The sequence below is a fragment of the Candidatus Protochlamydia sp. W-9 genome, assembly GCF_001950615.1.
GTDB classification, from domain to species: Bacteria; Chlamydiota; Chlamydiia; order Chlamydiales; family Parachlamydiaceae; genus Protochlamydia; species Protochlamydia amoebophila.
Genome location: NZ_BCPZ01000128.1, coordinates 30,915 through 48,041, shown reverse-complemented (window position 1 = coordinate 48,041; position 17,127 = coordinate 30,915). Strand labels below are relative to the sequence as shown.

Genomic DNA, 17,127 nt, shown 5'->3' with positions numbered 1-17,127 from the left:
TATGGAAGAAATTAAAACAGACGTCGTTATTATAGGATCAGGGCCTGCAGGACAAAAAGCTGCGATTCAAGCCGCTAAGTTAGGAAAAAATGTCATTGTAATTGAAAAAGAGCCTGAATTAGGGGGTGCTTGTTTATACTCGGGAACTATTCCCTCTAAAACTTTTAGAGAAGCTGTTGTCGATTTAACCCGGTTCCATGATCGTCATTTTGCAGGAAAAGACTATATTCTTCCGAATGTCACGATCGATGAACTCAACGTTCGCCTTCATACTGTCATTAATGAAGAACGGAACATTATCACGAGGCAATTTAAAAAAAATAGTATTCGTGTTATTCAAGGATCAGCAAGATTTGAAAATCAACACACCTTAATTGTTGTCGATAATGATTTTCGGCTTAAATATCAAATCAAAGCAACAAGTTTTATTATCGCAACAGGCTCTAATCCTCGCAATCCTCCTGATGTTCCATTTGATCAACAAGTAATTTTAGATTCTACTACCTTGCTTGGCATCGGCCGAGTTCCTAAAAGCATGATTGTCTTGGGAGGAGGGATTATTGGATCAGAGTATGCAAGCTTTTTTGCAGCCCTTGGAACAGAAGTCACAGTAATCGATCGAAAAGACCATATGCTTCCTTTGTTAGACGCAGAAATCGGCATTCATTTACAAACAGCTTTGACAGATATCGGATTAAAATTCTTAGGAAAAAAAGAACCTGTAGAAATTTCAAGAGTAGAAGATCACGCCTATGTCAAATTCAAAGATGGTTCTTCTCTAGAAGCAGATGTTTTACTTTATGCATTGGGGCGACTTGCCAACATTGAAGCTTTACACGTCGAAAATACAGGAATTATCGTTGATGCGAAAGGCTATATTCCTGTGAATGCCTTATTCCAAACGGTAATTCCCCATATTTATGCGGTAGGAGATGTCATTGGAGGCCCATGTTTAGCCTCGACAAGTATGGAACAAGGACGTTTGGCTGCTCGCCACGCTTGTGGCGTTCAAACTCATCATTTTCCGACTTTTTATCCTGTGGGAATTTATACTATCCCTGAGATTTCGAGCTGCGGTTATACAGAAGAAGAATTAAAAGCGTGGGGATTTCATTATGAAGTGGGAAGAGCTCATTATTATGAAATTGCCCGCAGTCATATCGCTGGTAGCAATACAGGACTTTTTAAAATTCTTTTTCATGCCGAAACCTTAGAAATTCTAGGGGTTCATGTCATTGGTCGAAATGCCACAGAGGTGATTCACATTGGTCAGATGGGAATCAGTTTTCGAGCCCATATCGATTATTTTATTGACCATGTTTTTAACTATCCGACTTATGCTGAAGGGTATAGAGTAGCTGCGTTAAACGGATTAAATAAAATTAAATTTAAAAAATAATTGAATTTAACTCTTTGATAAACTCATTTGGTTTTTTTATATTTGTTTTTTCCCCTTGAAATTCCTCCTATTTACTGGCATCTTAAAACCTTAACGAAAATTAAACTGAACTTCGAATAAAAACTTCAGATTTTGAAGATTAACGTCTATGAAGGTAGGCCTAAATGAACGATGCAGATAAAACTTCTCAAGAATCCAATCAAAACGATTCAAAAGAAAACATTGTTTATAAAAAGCCAGAATTTATCCTTATTGATGATAGAAAAGGTGGACAAAGTCAAACTCATTATGATTCTGAAGGTAATCCTACCAATGATACAGAATCTTTAACATCGCAACGCCCTTTTCCATTACGATTCCTTTGCTTTTTAGGTGTTGTTTTTTGCCTTGTATTTGGTTTAGGGCTATTAGTAATTGCCAGTTTGGCTACTTTAGGCGCATTGGTTTTTCTTTTACAAAATCAAGAATTGAACCAAAGCGTAGCGACGCTATGGAAATTGTATGTCAATGTTGTCATAGCTGGATTAGGCTGTGTCATTGGCGTGTTTAATCCAGCGATAGGAATTGGATTAATGGCTGTTTATTTCTCTCTTTCTGGCGAGCATTCAAGTAGTGATTTCTTAAAGAATATCCTTAAACGTTTTTTTAAATTAAATTAATATTATCTTAAAAAATTAATTTTTGGGCTTTCCTTTCCCTTTTACATTTAAACCAACTTCCTCTCCAAGCTTGCTGACTCATTTGGTTTGCCAGATCTTTTTTAGCCTGTTTGGCATTCTATTTGCAATCCCAGGTTAAAAAACATTTATCTGCTACAACAAACTGTATGAAAAATTATTAGTTTAAATTTAAAAATTATTAATTAATAATTTAAATATAATAAATAATTATTACTTAATATTAATTATAGTAAATTTTATAATTAATTTGTTAAGGGGGATTATGTTAACAGGAGATTATAATCATAGGCCAATTTCTATTCGTTTGCCTGAACTTTCTTCTAATTCAGCAAATCCTAACGCATTTCAAGAATCACAGAACGTTGAAAAAGATGCTGAGCAGTTGGGAAAAGAAGAGGATAAAGAAAAAAAACTAGGAGAAGTGTCGCAGTTTGTTGACACGCATAAAATGCGGCAAAATATTATCAATTTTCAAACAACTTTAGGTGAAATTCTTGTCACTGATATGGAAAATGCTCCTTTATTACCAAAAGAAATGGCTTTAAATCCCACACAATTTAACACTTTTATCAACACAGCAATTGTTGATATTCCTCTTAGTGAGGCTGCCGCTAAATCTCCCATTAATTATAAAAGTATGCTCAATTCAATCGATTCCTATAAAGAAAAATTGGGAGCGAAAAGCGATGAAGCAAGGCCTGATTTAAAATTAAATGAAACGTTCTTGTTTTTTTCTATGAACATTATTCGCAATTTTGTTAGCAAAGCTCTAAGAAACAACTGGGCTCCTCCTACTTTATGGAATTTGGTGGGAAAAAAAATTGGTTTAAAGGCCGAAGGGATGAGCAAATACGAGTATATTTCACTAATGGTACAAGGATGTGCAAAAGTAAAAGATAATTTGGATGAAATTAAGCGTCGTTTAATCGATGATGATAATCCTCATGAATTTGTGCAAGAAATCAGCGGTTTATATATCCATACCGGATTGAACTCTGCTCAAACTTTGATAGAAAGCATAGAAGGGACTTTGAAAATCTTAGAAGAGCAGTTTGCTTACCATGAATCACAAGGGACTCTAGAAAAATTTTTTAATGAAGCTTTTGATGATGGTAATATTTGTTTTGAAGCGCGTGCTAGGCATCTGCAAGAATATGTCAGTATACAACCCACAGAAAAAGGGGGTGAAATTGCAGATGTTAAGTTGATTTTAGATTATACAAAAGAAAGTTCATTCGAAAAAATTTTTGAAGAAGAGATAAAGGTCTTTAGAGAAAAGAAAATCCGTGAGGGGAGTTTAAGCAGCATAGACACTCCAAAAGCAGATGAATTTGAAGTTTATTTGATAGAGGAAAGAAAGATTTATGAAATCGAAGGAAAAGCTAGTATGGAAGAAATCCGTCCATTTAGACAAGCAGATGTAGAACGATTAATCGCTTACTTTAGAGACGAAATCATGATTTTAGAATAAAAAAAGATTGTCTACAAACTTCTTAATCGAGGCTTGTAGACAATAGGGAAATATTTAATTTTTTCCTCCAGCAAATGATTTAAATCGAATTGTGTTTCCTTCCAATTCAAGTTTGATATGGCTATGAGGAGGAATTTTACCTTCTAAGATTGCAGTTGATAACTGATTAATAACTTCTTGCTGAATATACCTTTTTAATGGGCGTGCTCCAAAATGAGGATCATATCCTTCTTTGGCTAAGTGTGCTAATACTTGAGGTGTCCACGTTAATTCGACATCTCGATCTTTTAAACGCTTAGCAAGTAAATTCAGTTGAATAACGACAATTTTTTCCATATCATGTTCACGTAGAGGAACAAAAGGAAGAATATCGTCTAAGCGGTTAATAAATTCTGGGCGGAAATGTTTTTTGATTACAGGATCTAAGACCAACATAATTTCGTCTTTAGCAAGGCCTTGTTTGTTTTGCTCCATCTTTTCTAACAAGAGGTCAGATCCAATATTTGATGTCATGATAAAGAGGGCATTTTTACAATTGACTACACGCCCTTTACTATCTGTTAAGCGTCCATCATCGAACACCTGAAGTAAAATATTAAATACATCAGGGTGAGCTTTTTCAATCTCATCAAATAGAACAACGGCATAAGGCCTTCTTCGCAGCGCCTCTGTTAATTGCCCTCCTTCCTCATACCCAATATATCCGGGAGGGGAGCCAATTAATTTAGAAACGGTGTGTTTTTCCATGTATTCGGACATGTCTAGCCGGATCAACGCTTCATCTTGGTTAAACAATTGAAAAGCTAACGCTTTAGCAAGCTCTGTTTTGCCAACGCCTGTCGGACCCAGGAAAAGAAAAACACCCATTGGCCGATTAGGATCACTTAGTCCAGATCTTGAACGACGAATCGCTTCACTCACAGCTGAGACAGCTATCTCTTGACCAACAACTCTTTTTTCAAGTTCGTTTTCAAGATGCAAGAGACGCTCAGCTTCACCCTCTAACATTTTATGAACGGGGATACCCGTCCATTTAGAAACGATTTGAGCGATGAGGGACTCGTCTACTTCTTCCTGCAAAAGTCTATTAGGTTTGTTATTAAGCTGAGTCTGTGCCTCTTCAATCTCTTTTTGTAGCTGAGGGATCAAATTATAGCGCAGCTCTGCTACACGGTTATAGTCGGCTTTGCGTTCTGCAGCTTCTTCTTCAAAACGCAATTTCTCAAGTTTGTCTTTTTTCTCTTTTAAAGATTCGATAATTTTTTTCTCTTGATCCCATTGCTCACGTAAAATTTTCAGTTCTTCCTTGATTTGAGCAATGCGCCCTTCTAATTTTTCTACTTCATTTTTAGCAAGGGGAGTGCTTTCTCGTTTCATCGCTTCTTGTTCCACAATTAGGCCCGCCAGCTCTCGTTCTTTATTGTCGATGGGAAGAGGGCGGCTTCCGAGTTGCATGCGAATTAAGCTAGCTGATTCGTCGATCAAATCGATTGCTTTGTCGGGCAGACGACGATCTGTAATGTAGCGAGAAGACAATAACACGGCAGCATGGATCGCAGACTCTGTGATATGCACCCCATGGTAAATTTCATATCTTTCTCTTAAACCTCTCAAAATTGCAATTGAGTCTTCTATGGTTGGTTCATTAACTAAGACAAGTTGAAAGCGTCTTTCAAGGGCAGCATCCTTTTCAATGTATTTTTGATATTCATTAAGAGTAGTCGCTCCGATGCAATGTAAAATACCTCTCGCAAGTGCGGGTTTCAATAAATTGGCGGCATCCATTGCTCCATCGGTCGCGCCAGCTCCAATTAAAGTATGCACTTCATCAATAAAAAGAATGATCTGTCCTTCGCTTTTCTCAATGTCTTGTAAAATACCTTTCAGCCTCTCTTCAAATTCTCCTCGGTATTTTGTACCGGCAATTAAACTTCCCATATCTAGCGCAAGTAGCTGTTTATTTTTTAAAGAATCGGGGATATCTTGCTGGACTATGCGTTGAGCTAATCCTTCAGCAATCGCTGTTTTACCAACTCCCGGATCTCCAATAAGCATAGGATTATTTTTGGTTCGTCTACACAAAATTTGCATCGTTCGTCTAATTTCTTCATCTCGTCCAATCACAGGATCGAGCTTTCCTTGACGAGCCAGATCTGTGAGATTTTTGCAATATTTTTCTAGAGCTTGTAAATTTGATTCGGAGCTAGGAGAGTCCATATGACGATCACCTCGAATTTTTTTTATTTGTTCTTCAAGCTTTTCTAAAGAGATAGTAGTTTTCTTTTTCCAAGAAGCAAAAGGATCTCCTCCATTTTTCCAATAGGAGATTAAAAAATGATCGCTGCTCGTATAAGTATCTTTCCAGCTTTGAGCGATATTTTGAGCATCGACAATGCGACTTTGTAGGTTTCTGGAAGGATTTGGAGCTTGTCCTCCACCCGAGTAAGTTGGTAAATGGTGAATATTGTCTTCTGTCTCTTGAAATAATTTTTGCGGATTTGTCCCCAGCCCATTTAAAACCGAGTAAAAATATCCCTCTTTATCTTTGAGAAAAGCCCATAGTAGGTGATTTTCAGTAACTTCTGTGTGATTTAAACGTTGTGCTTCTGCAAAAGCGGCTTGAATAGCTTCCGCAACATGATCTGTGAAATTTTGATTCATCTTTCACTCCAATGATAATGTTAATTTGAGAAGATAAGAAAAAAGTTTGATCGCAATCTCCTTGTCCAAAAATTAAAGTAAGCAAACAATCACTTGTTCATCTATCTTCGACTATTAAGTAAATAACTTTACTTAAAAAAAATCCACTCAAAATCGCAAAGCCAGTTTTTTTGTTTATGAGCTTCCTTTTCTTTAAAAACTTGTATCATAAAACAAGCTTAAGCAAGTTCATGTTACTAAGGATTGTTTTATTTTAGAATTTAAAGATAATGTAAGTTGCAAATAACTAAGTTAAAATAAAATTTAGATGTAAATAAAAAGGCCTCAGATCCTTAAATTGTTTTTGTGGAACAAATAACAAGGATTGAAGCCATGGAAGAACAAATTATAGCACTTTATTGCCTTTTAGACGACTACATCCTTTCGATTGGATATAAAGATTGGCCAAATACAAAACTGTCTACTGCGGAAGTTATGTTGATAAATTTAGTCGGAATGAGATTTTTTTACGGAAATATTGAAACGTCCCGAAAATTTCTTATTGAGCATAGATATATCATGAATAAACTGAGTAAGAGCGCATTAAATAGAAGAATTCATCAAATACCCATGAAATAGTGGGAGGAAATTCTTGAGTTTATTCAAAAGTTAAAAAACTTTGGAAAATTACCTTTTGAATATATTGTTGATGCATTTCCTGTTTCTGTTTGTAGAAATATAAGAATTCAAAATTGTAGAATTTATCGAGGAGAGGAGTTTAGAGGGTATAATGTTAGTAAACGAGAATATTTTTATGGATTGAAAGTAACAGTCTTAGCTTCTCAAGATGGGTGCCCTTTTAGAGTTATCCTTTGTCCAGGCAGAGAGCATGATGCAGTTCCTTTTAAATATATGGAACGAAACTTACCCGCAGGCAGTAAGATTTATGGAGATTCTGCCTATGTAGATTATAAGCATCAAGAGATGCTTGAAAAGATAGAAAACATCAAACTCATAGTGAAGCCAAAATCTAATTCTCTTCGCTCAATCGATTTACATGATTTTGTAAATTTGAAGCACATTAGAAAATTTATTGAGGGGGTATTTGGCGTGATATCAAGACTGATGCCTAGAAAAATTCATGCAACGACGTCTAATGGATTTGAAATAAAAGTTTTAGGATTTTTAGTAGCAGTTGCAACAAATTTTTTAATAAATTAGTTATTTGCAACTTACATTAAAGATATTAGATAAAATAGACATTAAATTTATCGTTGAAATAGAGAGCTTTATTTAGAGATTCAGGTAATTTTACAAAAAAAAGCTCAGCAGTTTTTATCTGGAGGACCACTTACCTAGCAAGTACTCGGTGACTTTTTATGGAAGACGAGCCATAACCACTGGTTATTTTCCAACTCATCGTTCTCATAGTAAGTAACTTGTGTATTTAAATACTCTGGTAAAACTTTGTTAATGAAATCTATAAACGCAGCAGCTATGGCATCCTTACATCAAAGATTCTACAAATTCTATTGAGGCACCTTTTCTCAAAAAGCTTTTTTAACAAATTTCTTTGTTTGTTCATTAATGATTTTAGCTTCATTGTTTTCGCTCCATTGTTTGCCACACTTTAAACAGCAAAAATTTTGCTTTTCCTTTCCTGTATCGCCCTTCTTCTTTACCAAATCGGATCCGCAGTGTGTACATTTCACTGCTCTTCTTCGCTTGAATTAGGACGATTAATCTATTCAATTAAATTAGTTTATTAAAATAGCCTTACTTATTTAGCACTACCTATTTTCATCAAATACTTATTCATTTTGTAATTGAGAAAGCAATAAAGCGTTTATTTTATCCAAGTTTTGTGTATTCTCTAAACTCAATTTTTTTACGTTTAAATAATGGGGAGTTTTCCATAAAAGATGAAACTTTCCTTTCTTTACTTTCCGTACACTTAATTCTGCAAAATCAATCATATGATTAACAATCAAAAACTTACCGTCTGGTGAAAGTTGGATCATTGAATGACCAAAAGGAAGAATGAACTGATCAAGCTTTTTCTTCTGATCTAAATTCCATAAGCAAAACTTGGATTTATTTTTGGAAAAAACGCTTTCGTTCATCGAACTTACTAGTTTTTCAATAGTCACCATCCAAAGGCCATTCTGGGATATAACAAAATCAATTAACTTATTTTTAAACTTAATGGTTTGCTTTCTACGCGTTTTTTTGTTCCATATACCAAGGGTTTTTTTATTCTTTTTAAAATAGAAGTTCGATTGTTGAAAATAAAACTTCGATTGACCTAACCAGTTAAAATTAGTGGAGGGTAATTCCGTTGACCACTGAATTAGCTCTTGTATTTGTTGAGTTTCCCAATTAATCTCCCATAAGCTAATTTGTCCTGTTTCAACACTTCTTAAGGCAAGAGTTGTGATGGGAAATAAAGGATCAGAAAAAGTATGTTCAATTTTTTCTTTGCTCAAAAGAAAGGGACAAAAAACAGTAGGTTTTTGTTCTGTGGAATCGACGTCTACTAATTGATCGTGTTTTTTGAAATCTATTTCAATTAATTTAAGTTGGTTTTGATAAATAAAGACGAGGTAACGATTATTTTTTGATAAAAAATAACTTAAAAAAGATCCTGTATATGAAGCCTGTATTTCTTCATTTTCAACTTGGGAAATAGTAATTTTGTTTTCGCCATTGCTATTAGAAGGATACGTTCGAATACAGTATTGAGCATCAGAAGAAAGCTGACAATTCCAATTCAAAATTGGTTTAGAAAAATGTATAGGTAAGTTTTTATACCCAAGATTTTTTCCATTAAAAATTTGGTAACTATATAGTTTATTTTCAATAATTTTAAAAAAGAAGTCTTCTGAAGAATAATGTAAATCATAAGCAGAATGCCAAACAGAGATTGTTTGTTCATTTGTAAAAAAACACATATCGTGAATAGACAGAGGTAATTCTTTTTTACCCACAAAAGTTTTTAAGGGGGTAATGGAAATTTGTTTGATTTTAGGTCGGAAGATAAATTGACTATTGGAAATAAAACCTAAAATTTTACTTCCAAGTACATCATTTGAGTTAAATCGTTCTCTAAACTTTAGTTTAAAATTTTTGTCGCGAATGTGAAAAAAGGTTGCATTATGGTTGTAAACTGTAAAGTAGGCAATTTGTAAGCTATCTGGCAAAAAATGGAGATTTTTTATAGGATGTTCTTCAAAAAACAAAAAATTTTTTTGCTTATTTTTTATATTCCAAAAATATACTTTGCTTTTAACTTTACTATCAATTTTATCAATTCCAGTAAGGATATTTATAATAAGCTGGTTCTCTTGGGGAGTAAATATCATATTGCTTATGAATTCTCCCTTTTCCCCTAATAGCCGCCTTAATGTCTTTTTCTGCTTAATTTCTAAGTTAGAAAGGGAATAAAATTTGATGCATTCTCTTACATATATAGCAATAATAGAGGTTTTGGGGGCATAGCTACACTCCTGTGCTAAACCTTTTGTTATTTTTTTTCTAACTAGTGTAAGTTGAGGAAGATTTTGTTCACTAAAGTCTATTTGCCAAAGGCAAATTTCTGTTTTCCCATTAGAAAATTCTTCATCATCTTTTACGGCTACACTAATAAGTGTTCTTTCATCTTGAGTAAGGGCCAATAACAAAAAAGAGTCATTATCTCCAATAATCGATTGGCTAATCATTTCTAAGGGTGTTATTTTCCATATTTCAATTCTTGCTTTGTGTGGTGTTTTCCCTCCTTTCCTACTAGTTGCTTTAAAGAGAAATTGACCATTTTGAAAAAACTGGAGGAAATTTTGCTGAGGACTTTCTATTTTCAATAGTTGCTTTTCAACTTCAAAAGTTTCCAGGTTCCAGACATAGAAATTATTTTGATCAACGGAAGCCAAATGTTTGCCATTAGGAGACACAGCCATAGCGAGTACATTTTTTTGATGGTTTAAATAAGGGAGTTGCCCAAACTGGACGTCTTTAAGCTCCGCGCCATCAAGTATAGCGTCCTCCAAGGAGCAAGCGGTAAAATCCGCTCCTTCTAGATTCGCTCCTGAGAAATTAGCTTTATCCAAAATTGCCCGGGTAAGCCTAACACCAGGGGCTTGAATCCCTCTAAAATCAGAGCCAATAAAAAAAAATTGGTTTTTTTTAAAATCATCAAGGCATTTGCAGCTGCGACCTTTATTTTTATGCAATCCTTCGAAAGTTTGACAATTGTTAAAAGAAAGCGCTGCTCGGCTTTTAATTTTTCAGAGTTTCGCAAATAATGAGTAGCTTCTTGTCTCACCTCGGCCGCATTCATGAGCCTTATATTATACCTTTCAATAATATGTATTTTATCGATCAGCTGTTTCCATTTTCTGCACACTAGCTTAGCTTGCCCTCGATCTAGCGATTCCAAATATTTAAATATTTCTAACCCAATTTTTATAGCTAAAGGAGAAGGGAATAAGGGATTTTGTTCGTTATCTCCAAAAATCGCAGAATTTATGTCAGAATCTATGTTAAAGGGAAGCAGCATCGTATAATTCTCCTAAAAAGAGGTGAGCAAGGATCTATTCAACTGTTTGTGCGGTATGTAAACTATACTAAAATAGAATAATGAATTTTTTCATTGCTTATTCGTATGACTTAAAAAATTTCTTGTCAAATCCTAATAAGATTTATTTAGGGAAACGAAATCCCTAAAAGTCTTAATTAAAATTAATTTTTCATATTCGAAAGGGCAAAGCTCTAATTTCTTTTTTTAGTGATGCTTATAACTTTTAAGTTACTTTCAAAAAAAATTTAATGTTTTTAAATTTAATGCAATTTGAATAACTGTCTTAAAAAAAGTAAAAATCATAATAGATGGAAAGTCTCTTATTAGATTTGTGTTTAAGAAAAATAACGATTCAAAATCTTTAGCATTGCCTTAAAAATAATTTTATATGTTTTCATGAAAAAGCCTTTTCATTTTGTAATTGTGAAAGCAATAATGTATTTATCTTATCCAAGTTTTGTGTATTCTTTAAACTTAATCTATTTACGTTTAAAGAATGGGGAAGTTTCCATAAAAGTTGAAATTTTCCTTTCTTTACTTTCCGTATACTTAATTCTGCAAAATCACTAGTACTGTGATTAACAATCAAAAACTTACCGTGTGTTGACAGTCGGAACTTTGAATCATCAAAAGGAAGAGTAAAGTGATCGAGCTCTTTCATCTGATCTAAATTCCATAAGCAAAACTTGGATTTAACGCTTTCGCTCATTGAATTTAATGGTTTTTCAATAGTCACCATCCAAGAGCCATCGTCGGAAATATCAAAGTCGGTTAACTCATTTTCCAAGTGGATGATTTCCTCACTAAATATCTCTTTATTCCATATAGCAAAGGTTTGCTTATTCTTTTGAAAACAGAACTTTGATTCTTGAAAACAGAACTTCGATTGATCTAACAAGCAAAAATTAGTGGAGGGTAATTTCGTTGACCATAAAACCATCTCTTGTACTTGTTGGATTTCCCAATTAATCTCCCATAAGCTAATATCTCCTGTTTCAACATTCCTTAAGGCTAGAGTTGCAATAGGAAATAAAGTATCAGAGAAATCATATTGAATTTTTTTTTTGCCCAAAAGACAGGAATGAAAAACAGTAGGTTTTTGTTTTGTGGAATCGACGTTTACTAATTGATCGTGTTTTTTTAAATCTATTTCAATTAATTTAAGTTGGTTTTGATAAATAAAGACGAAGTACCGATTGTCTTTTGATAAAAAATAACTTAAAAAAGATCCTGCATATGAAACCTGTATTTTTTCATTTTCAACTTGGGAAATAGTAATTTTGTTTTTGCCATTGCTTTCAGGAAAATACTTTCGAATACAGTATTGAGCATCAAAAGAGAGCTGACAATCCTGCCCCCATTTTTCTTCCAAAAAAAATGTCGGTAATTCTTTATACCCAAGATTTTTCCCATTAAAAGTTTGATAGGTATAGAGCATATTTTCAATATTGGTAAAAAAGCTGTTAGTTAAAGTAAAAGAAAAGTTACTACCATAACTCCAAAAAATGATTGTTTTCTCATCCGGGGAGAAATGCATATCACGAATAGATAGAGGGAATACTTTTTTGCCTACAAAAGTTTTTAAAGGAGTAATAAAAATTTGTTTGATTTTAGGTCGGAAGATAAATTGGCCATTGGAAATAAAATTTTGAGTTATAATTCCATATTTATAATTGGATTTAGAAAATCGTTCGCTGAAAATTAATTTAAAATCTTTGTCACGTATGCGAAAAAAATTTTCATTACGTTTGTCTGCAAAGTAAGCTATTTGTGAGCTATCTGGCAAAAAATGGAGATAGGTTATAAAAAATTCTTCAGAAAACAAGCTCTTTATTTGTTTATTTTTTATATTCCAACTATATATTTTATTTTTACCTGTTGTTTTAAAGAGACTTATAATAAGTTGGTTCCCTTGGGGAGTAAATATCATACTGTTTAGAAATTTTCCCTTTTTTAATGTCAACTTCTGTTTAATTTCTAAGTTAGGAAGGGTATAAAGTTTAACAGATTTTGTAAAAAGAGGATTAAAAAGTTTAGCAATAGCGATAATAGAGGTTTTGGGAGCATAGCTACACTTACAGATATCATTAGATAATGTACCTGTTAAAGTTTTTGTCTTAACAGGGGTTATTTGAGGAAGATTTTGGTCATTAAAGTCTATTTGCCAAAGGCAAATTTCTATTTTTCCATTTTTTCCATTAAAAAATTTTTCGGCTACACTAATAAGCATGTTTCCATCTTGAGTAAGGGCTAATAATGAAAAAAGTTCAATATCATCAATAACTAATGAATTGGTCATTTCTAGGGGCGCGGTTTTCCATATTTCAATTCTTGCTTTCTGGGGCGTCTTTCCTTTTTTCTTACTAGTTGCTTTAAAAAGAAACTGGCCATTTTGAAAAAACTGTATAAAAGTGCGTTCAGTATTTTCTATTTCCAATGGTTGCATTTGAACTTCAAAAGTTTCTAAATTCCAAATATAGAAATTTCCCCAATCAACGGAAGCCAAATACTTGCCATCAGGAGACATAGTCATAGCGATTACATCGTCTTGATGGTTTAAATAAGGGAGCTGGCCAAACTGGACGTCTCTAAGCTCCGAGCCATCGAGAATAACGTCCTCCAAGGAGCAACTAGTAAAATTCGCTCCTTCTAGATTTGCTTCTGAGAAATTAACCTTGTCCAAAATTGTCCGGGCAAGCCTAACACCAGGAGCTTGAATCCCTCTAAAATCAGAGCCAACAAAAGAAAAATTGGTTTTTTTTAAAATCATCAACGCATTTGCAGCTGCGGCCTTTATTTTTATGCAATCTTTCGAAAGCCTGACAATTGTTAAAAGAAAGCGCTGCTCTGCTTTTAATTTTTCAGGGTTTCGCAAATAATGAGTAGCTTCCTGTCTTATCTCGGTCGCATTCATGAGTCTTATATTATACCTTTCAATAATATGTATTTTATCGATCAGCTGTTTCCATTTTCTGCACACTAGCTTAGCTTGCCCTCGATCTAGCGATTCTAAATATTTAAATATTTCTAACCCAATTTTTATAGCTAAAGAAGAAGGGAATGAGTGAATTTGTTCGTTATCTATAAAAATCGTAGAATCTATGTTAGAAACTATGTTAGAGGGGAGCAGCATCGTATAATTCTCCTAAAAAGAGGATGAGAAAAAGATCTATTTAACTGTTGTGGTGTATGTAAACTATACTAAAATAGAACGATTAATTTTTTCATTTGTTTATCCGTATGATTTAAAGAATTCTTTTTCAAATCTTAATAAGAGTTTTCTGGGTAAAGGGAATCTAAAAATTTTATTTAAAATTAATTTTTTGTATTTGAAAGAATAAAGCACTAATTCCTTTATTTTTTTAGAGATGCTTATAATTTTTAACTTATTTTCAAAAAATTTAATGTTTTTAAATTTAATGTTAATCACAGAAAAAAACAGGTCTCTAAGAGGAATTAACTGATGATGTGCTTTATTAGAGTTCAGCTGAAAACAGATTTTTTAAGCTCATAAAGCAATAAAGCATTTTTTACATCCAAATTTTGTGTATTCTTTAAACTCAATCCCTTTACGTTTAAATAATGAGGAAATTTCCATAAAAGTTGAAATTTTCCTTCCTTTATTTTCCATATACTTAATTCTTCAAAATCACTTTTGTGATTAACAATCAAAAATTTATTGTTTGGTGACAATCGCATTATTGAATCACCAAAAGGAAGGGTGAAGTGATCAAGTCTTTTCCTTTGATCTAAATCTACTAAGCAAAACCTGGATTTATATATAGGAAATTTCTCCTTATCCATTGAAATTACTATTTTTTCAATAGTGACTATCCAATCTCCATTCTGGGATGGAATAAAATCAATGAATTGATTTTTTGTCTTGATGGTTTGCTTAACGTGCGTTTTTTTGTCCCATACAATAAGAGCTTGTTCATTTTCTTGAAAATAGAACTTGGATTGTTGAAAATAAAAATTGGATTGTTGAGAATAAAAGCCGGATTGACTATATAAGCAAAATTCAGTGGAAAACAATTTCGTTAAATACTGAAACACCTCTTGCACTTGTTTGGCTTCCCAATTAATCTCCCATATGCTGATTTGCCCTGTTTCAATATTGCTTAAAGCAAGAGTTGTGACGGGAAAAACATGATCAGAAAGAGTATACTTAATTTTTTCTTTGCCCAAAAGACAAGGAAGAGAAACAGTAAGTTTTTGTTTCGTGGAATCCATGTCCACTAATTGATTATGTTTTTCGAAATCTATTTCAATTAGCTTGAATTGATTTTGATAAATAAAGACAAGATAACGATTATCTTTTGATAATGAATAAGATAAAAAAGATCCTGTATATGAAGCTTGTACTTTTTCATTTTCAACTTGAGAAATAGTAATTTTGTTTTTGCCATTGCTTTCGGAGGGGCATGTTCGAATATAATATTGGGCATTAGAAGAGAGACGGCAACCCCAATCCTCGAACCATCTCGGTGCAGAAAAAGGCTTCGGTAATTTTTTGTTTCTAAATTTCTTCCCATTAAAAGTTTGATAGGTATAAAGTTTATTTTCAACGTTATGAAGAATATAGGTGTTTTCTGGGTTAGACAAGTAAGTTTCTTGGTGTTCATAACTCCAAAGAAAGACTTTTTGCTCATCTGGGGAAAAATACATATCACGAAGAGATAGAGGAAATTCTTTTTTGCCCACAAAAGCTTTTAAAGAAGCAATAGAAATTTGTTTTATTTTAGACTGGAAGACAAACTGATCATTAGAAATAAAGTTTAGTGTATCTTTGAAACTTTCGCGATCATCAGAATTCTTTAAGCTTAACCGTTCGCTGAACTTTAATTTGCAATCTTTGTCACGTATGCGAAAAAAGACTATACCATGACGCCCGCTAGTAAAGTAAGCCATTTGTGAGTTATCTGACAAAAAATGGAGGTGGGTTATAGTCCCTTCTTCAAAAAATAAAATTTTTTTTTGCTTGTTTTTTATATTCCAACTATGTACTTCACTTTTGTTTTCCCCAGCTATAGCCCTATTTATTATGACAAAATGGCTTTCTTGGGGGGTAAATATCATATCATAAAACATTATATTGCCTGGCGATATTTTCTTCTTTTCAGATAGCTGAAATACCAAACCTTGTTTTACTTCTTCTAAATCAGGGAGGGTATAAAATTTGACACATTCTCCTCTTAAGCATTCGCTCGCATGTTCTAGTACAAGAATAGCGATAATAGAATTTTTAGGGGCATAGCGGCTAGCAATTACCGAGAAACCCATTATTATTTTTTTTTTGACTGGATTTGGTTGAAGTTGAGGAGTATGGAGGGTATTAAAATTTATTTGCCAAAGGCAAATTTCTATTTTTGGCATAGGAGAAAATAGGTCTTTTATGCCTAAAGTAATAAGCATTTTTTCATCTTGAGTAAGAGCCAATAAGGAAAAAAATTCAATATTTTCAATAAGCAGTGAATTGATCATTTTTAGAGGATTAGTTTTCCATATTTCAATTTTCCCATCCCTTTTACGAAGCAATTTATCTTTTTCCATGCACGATGCTCTGAAAAGAAATTGGCCATTCTGAAAAAACTGGAGAAAATTGTACTTAGGGAACGTCGACTTTGGATTAACTCTTGTCGCCAATATTTGCGTTTGAGCTTCAAAAGTTTCCAAATTCCAAATATAGAAACTGTCCCAATCAACGGAAGCCAAATGCTTGCCATCAGGAGACACAGCCATAGCGAGTATATTACTTTGATGGTTTAAATAAGGGAGCTGGCCAAACTGGACATCTCTAAGCTCCGCGCCATCAAGAATAGCGTTTTCTAAGGAGCAGCCAGTAAAATCCGCCCCTTCTAGATTCGCTCCCGAGAAATTAGCTTTATTCAAAATTGCCCGGGCAAGCCTAACACCGGGAGCTTGAATTCCTTTCAAATCACATCCAATAAAAGAAAAATTGGTTTTTTTTAAAATCATCAAGGCATTTGCAGCTGCGACCTTTATTTTTATGCAATCTTTCGAAAGTCTGACAATTGTTAAAAGAAAGCGTTGCTCGGCTTTTAATTTTTCAGGGTTTCGCAAATAATGAGTAGCTTCCTGTCTCACATCGGCCGGACTTTTAAGACTTATATTATAGTTTTCAATAATATCTATTTTATCAATCAGCTGCTTCCATTTTCTGCACACTAGCCTAGCTTGCTTTCGATCTAGCAATTCCAAATTTTTAAATATTTCTAACCCAATTTTTATAGCTAAAGAAGAAGGGAATGAGGGATTTTGTTTGTTATCTAAAAAAATCTTAGAATTTATGTCAGAGGAAATTAGCACCTTATAATTCTCCTAAAAAGAGGGTGAGGAAAGA

General features: G+C 33.4%; 8 protein-coding genes and 2 pseudogenes. 4 read left to right on the top strand and 6 right to left on the bottom strand.

Going from position 1 to position 17,127, the window contains the following annotated elements; translation table 11 throughout:
* Position 1: 1 nt before the first annotated feature.
* The 3 genes from sthA to BU804_RS04095 all read left to right on the top strand — a co-directional run bounded on the left by sthA (position 2) and on the right by BU804_RS04095 (position 3,550).
* Positions 2-1,399, top strand: coding sequence for a Si-specific NAD(P)(+) transhydrogenase (sthA, locus tag BU804_RS04105; RefSeq protein WP_075883095.1), 1,398 nt, complete (start codon positions 2-4; stop codon positions 1,397-1,399).
* A 164-nt stretch (positions 1,400-1,563) separates the two neighbouring features.
* Positions 1,564-2,058, top strand: a complete 495-nt coding sequence (locus BU804_RS04100) for a hypothetical protein (protein WP_075883094.1) — start codon at positions 1,564-1,566, stop codon at positions 2,056-2,058.
* A gap of 283 nt (positions 2,059-2,341) precedes the next feature.
* Positions 2,342-3,550 (top strand): hypothetical protein, encoded by a 1,209-nt coding sequence (locus BU804_RS04095; protein WP_075883093.1) that lies wholly within the window; start codon positions 2,342-2,344, stop codon positions 3,548-3,550.
* Positions 3,551-3,604: 54 nt separating this feature from the next.
* Here the strand turns inward: BU804_RS04095 and BU804_RS04090 are convergent, their stop codons facing one another.
* On the bottom strand, positions 3,605-6,211 hold the full coding sequence (locus tag BU804_RS04090) for an ATP-dependent Clp protease ATP-binding subunit (protein ID WP_075883092.1): 2,607 nt from the start codon (positions 6,209-6,211) through the stop codon (positions 3,605-3,607).
* Between the two features lie 372 nt (positions 6,212-6,583).
* On the opposite strand from BU804_RS04090, the pseudogene BU804_RS11195 reads away from it, so the two are divergent.
* A pseudogene (locus BU804_RS11195) lies at positions 6,584-7,411 on the top strand (IS982 family transposase).
* A gap of 31 nt (positions 7,412-7,442) precedes the next feature.
* Here the strand turns inward: BU804_RS11195 and BU804_RS11190 are convergent.
* The 5 genes and pseudogenes from BU804_RS11190 to BU804_RS04065 all read right to left on the bottom strand — a co-directional run.
* Positions 7,443-7,902: pseudogene (locus BU804_RS11190) on the bottom strand (IS1/IS1595 family N-terminal zinc-binding domain-containing protein); the annotation flags it as partial.
* Positions 7,903-8,001: 99 nt separating this feature from the next.
* Complete coding sequence (locus BU804_RS04075; protein WP_255371569.1) at positions 8,002-10,329, bottom strand: pentapeptide repeat-containing protein; 2,328 nt, start codon at positions 10,327-10,329, stop codon at positions 8,002-8,004.
* On the bottom strand, positions 10,260-10,742 hold the full coding sequence (locus BU804_RS14590; RefSeq protein ID WP_226996127.1) for an F-box protein: 483 nt from the start codon (positions 10,740-10,742) through the stop codon (positions 10,260-10,262). The genes BU804_RS04075 and BU804_RS14590 overlap by 70 nt, the downstream gene beginning before the upstream one ends.
* 415 nt (positions 10,743-11,157) lie before the next feature.
* Entirely contained in the window at positions 11,158-13,896 is a 2,739-nt protein-coding gene (locus tag BU804_RS04070; protein WP_075883089.1) for a pentapeptide repeat-containing protein, read from the bottom strand.
* A gap of 350 nt (positions 13,897-14,246) precedes the next feature.
* Positions 14,247-17,093, bottom strand: coding sequence for a pentapeptide repeat-containing protein (locus tag BU804_RS04065; RefSeq protein ID WP_075883088.1), 2,847 nt, complete (start codon positions 17,091-17,093; stop codon positions 14,247-14,249).
* Between the last annotated feature and the right edge of the window lie 34 nt (positions 17,094-17,127).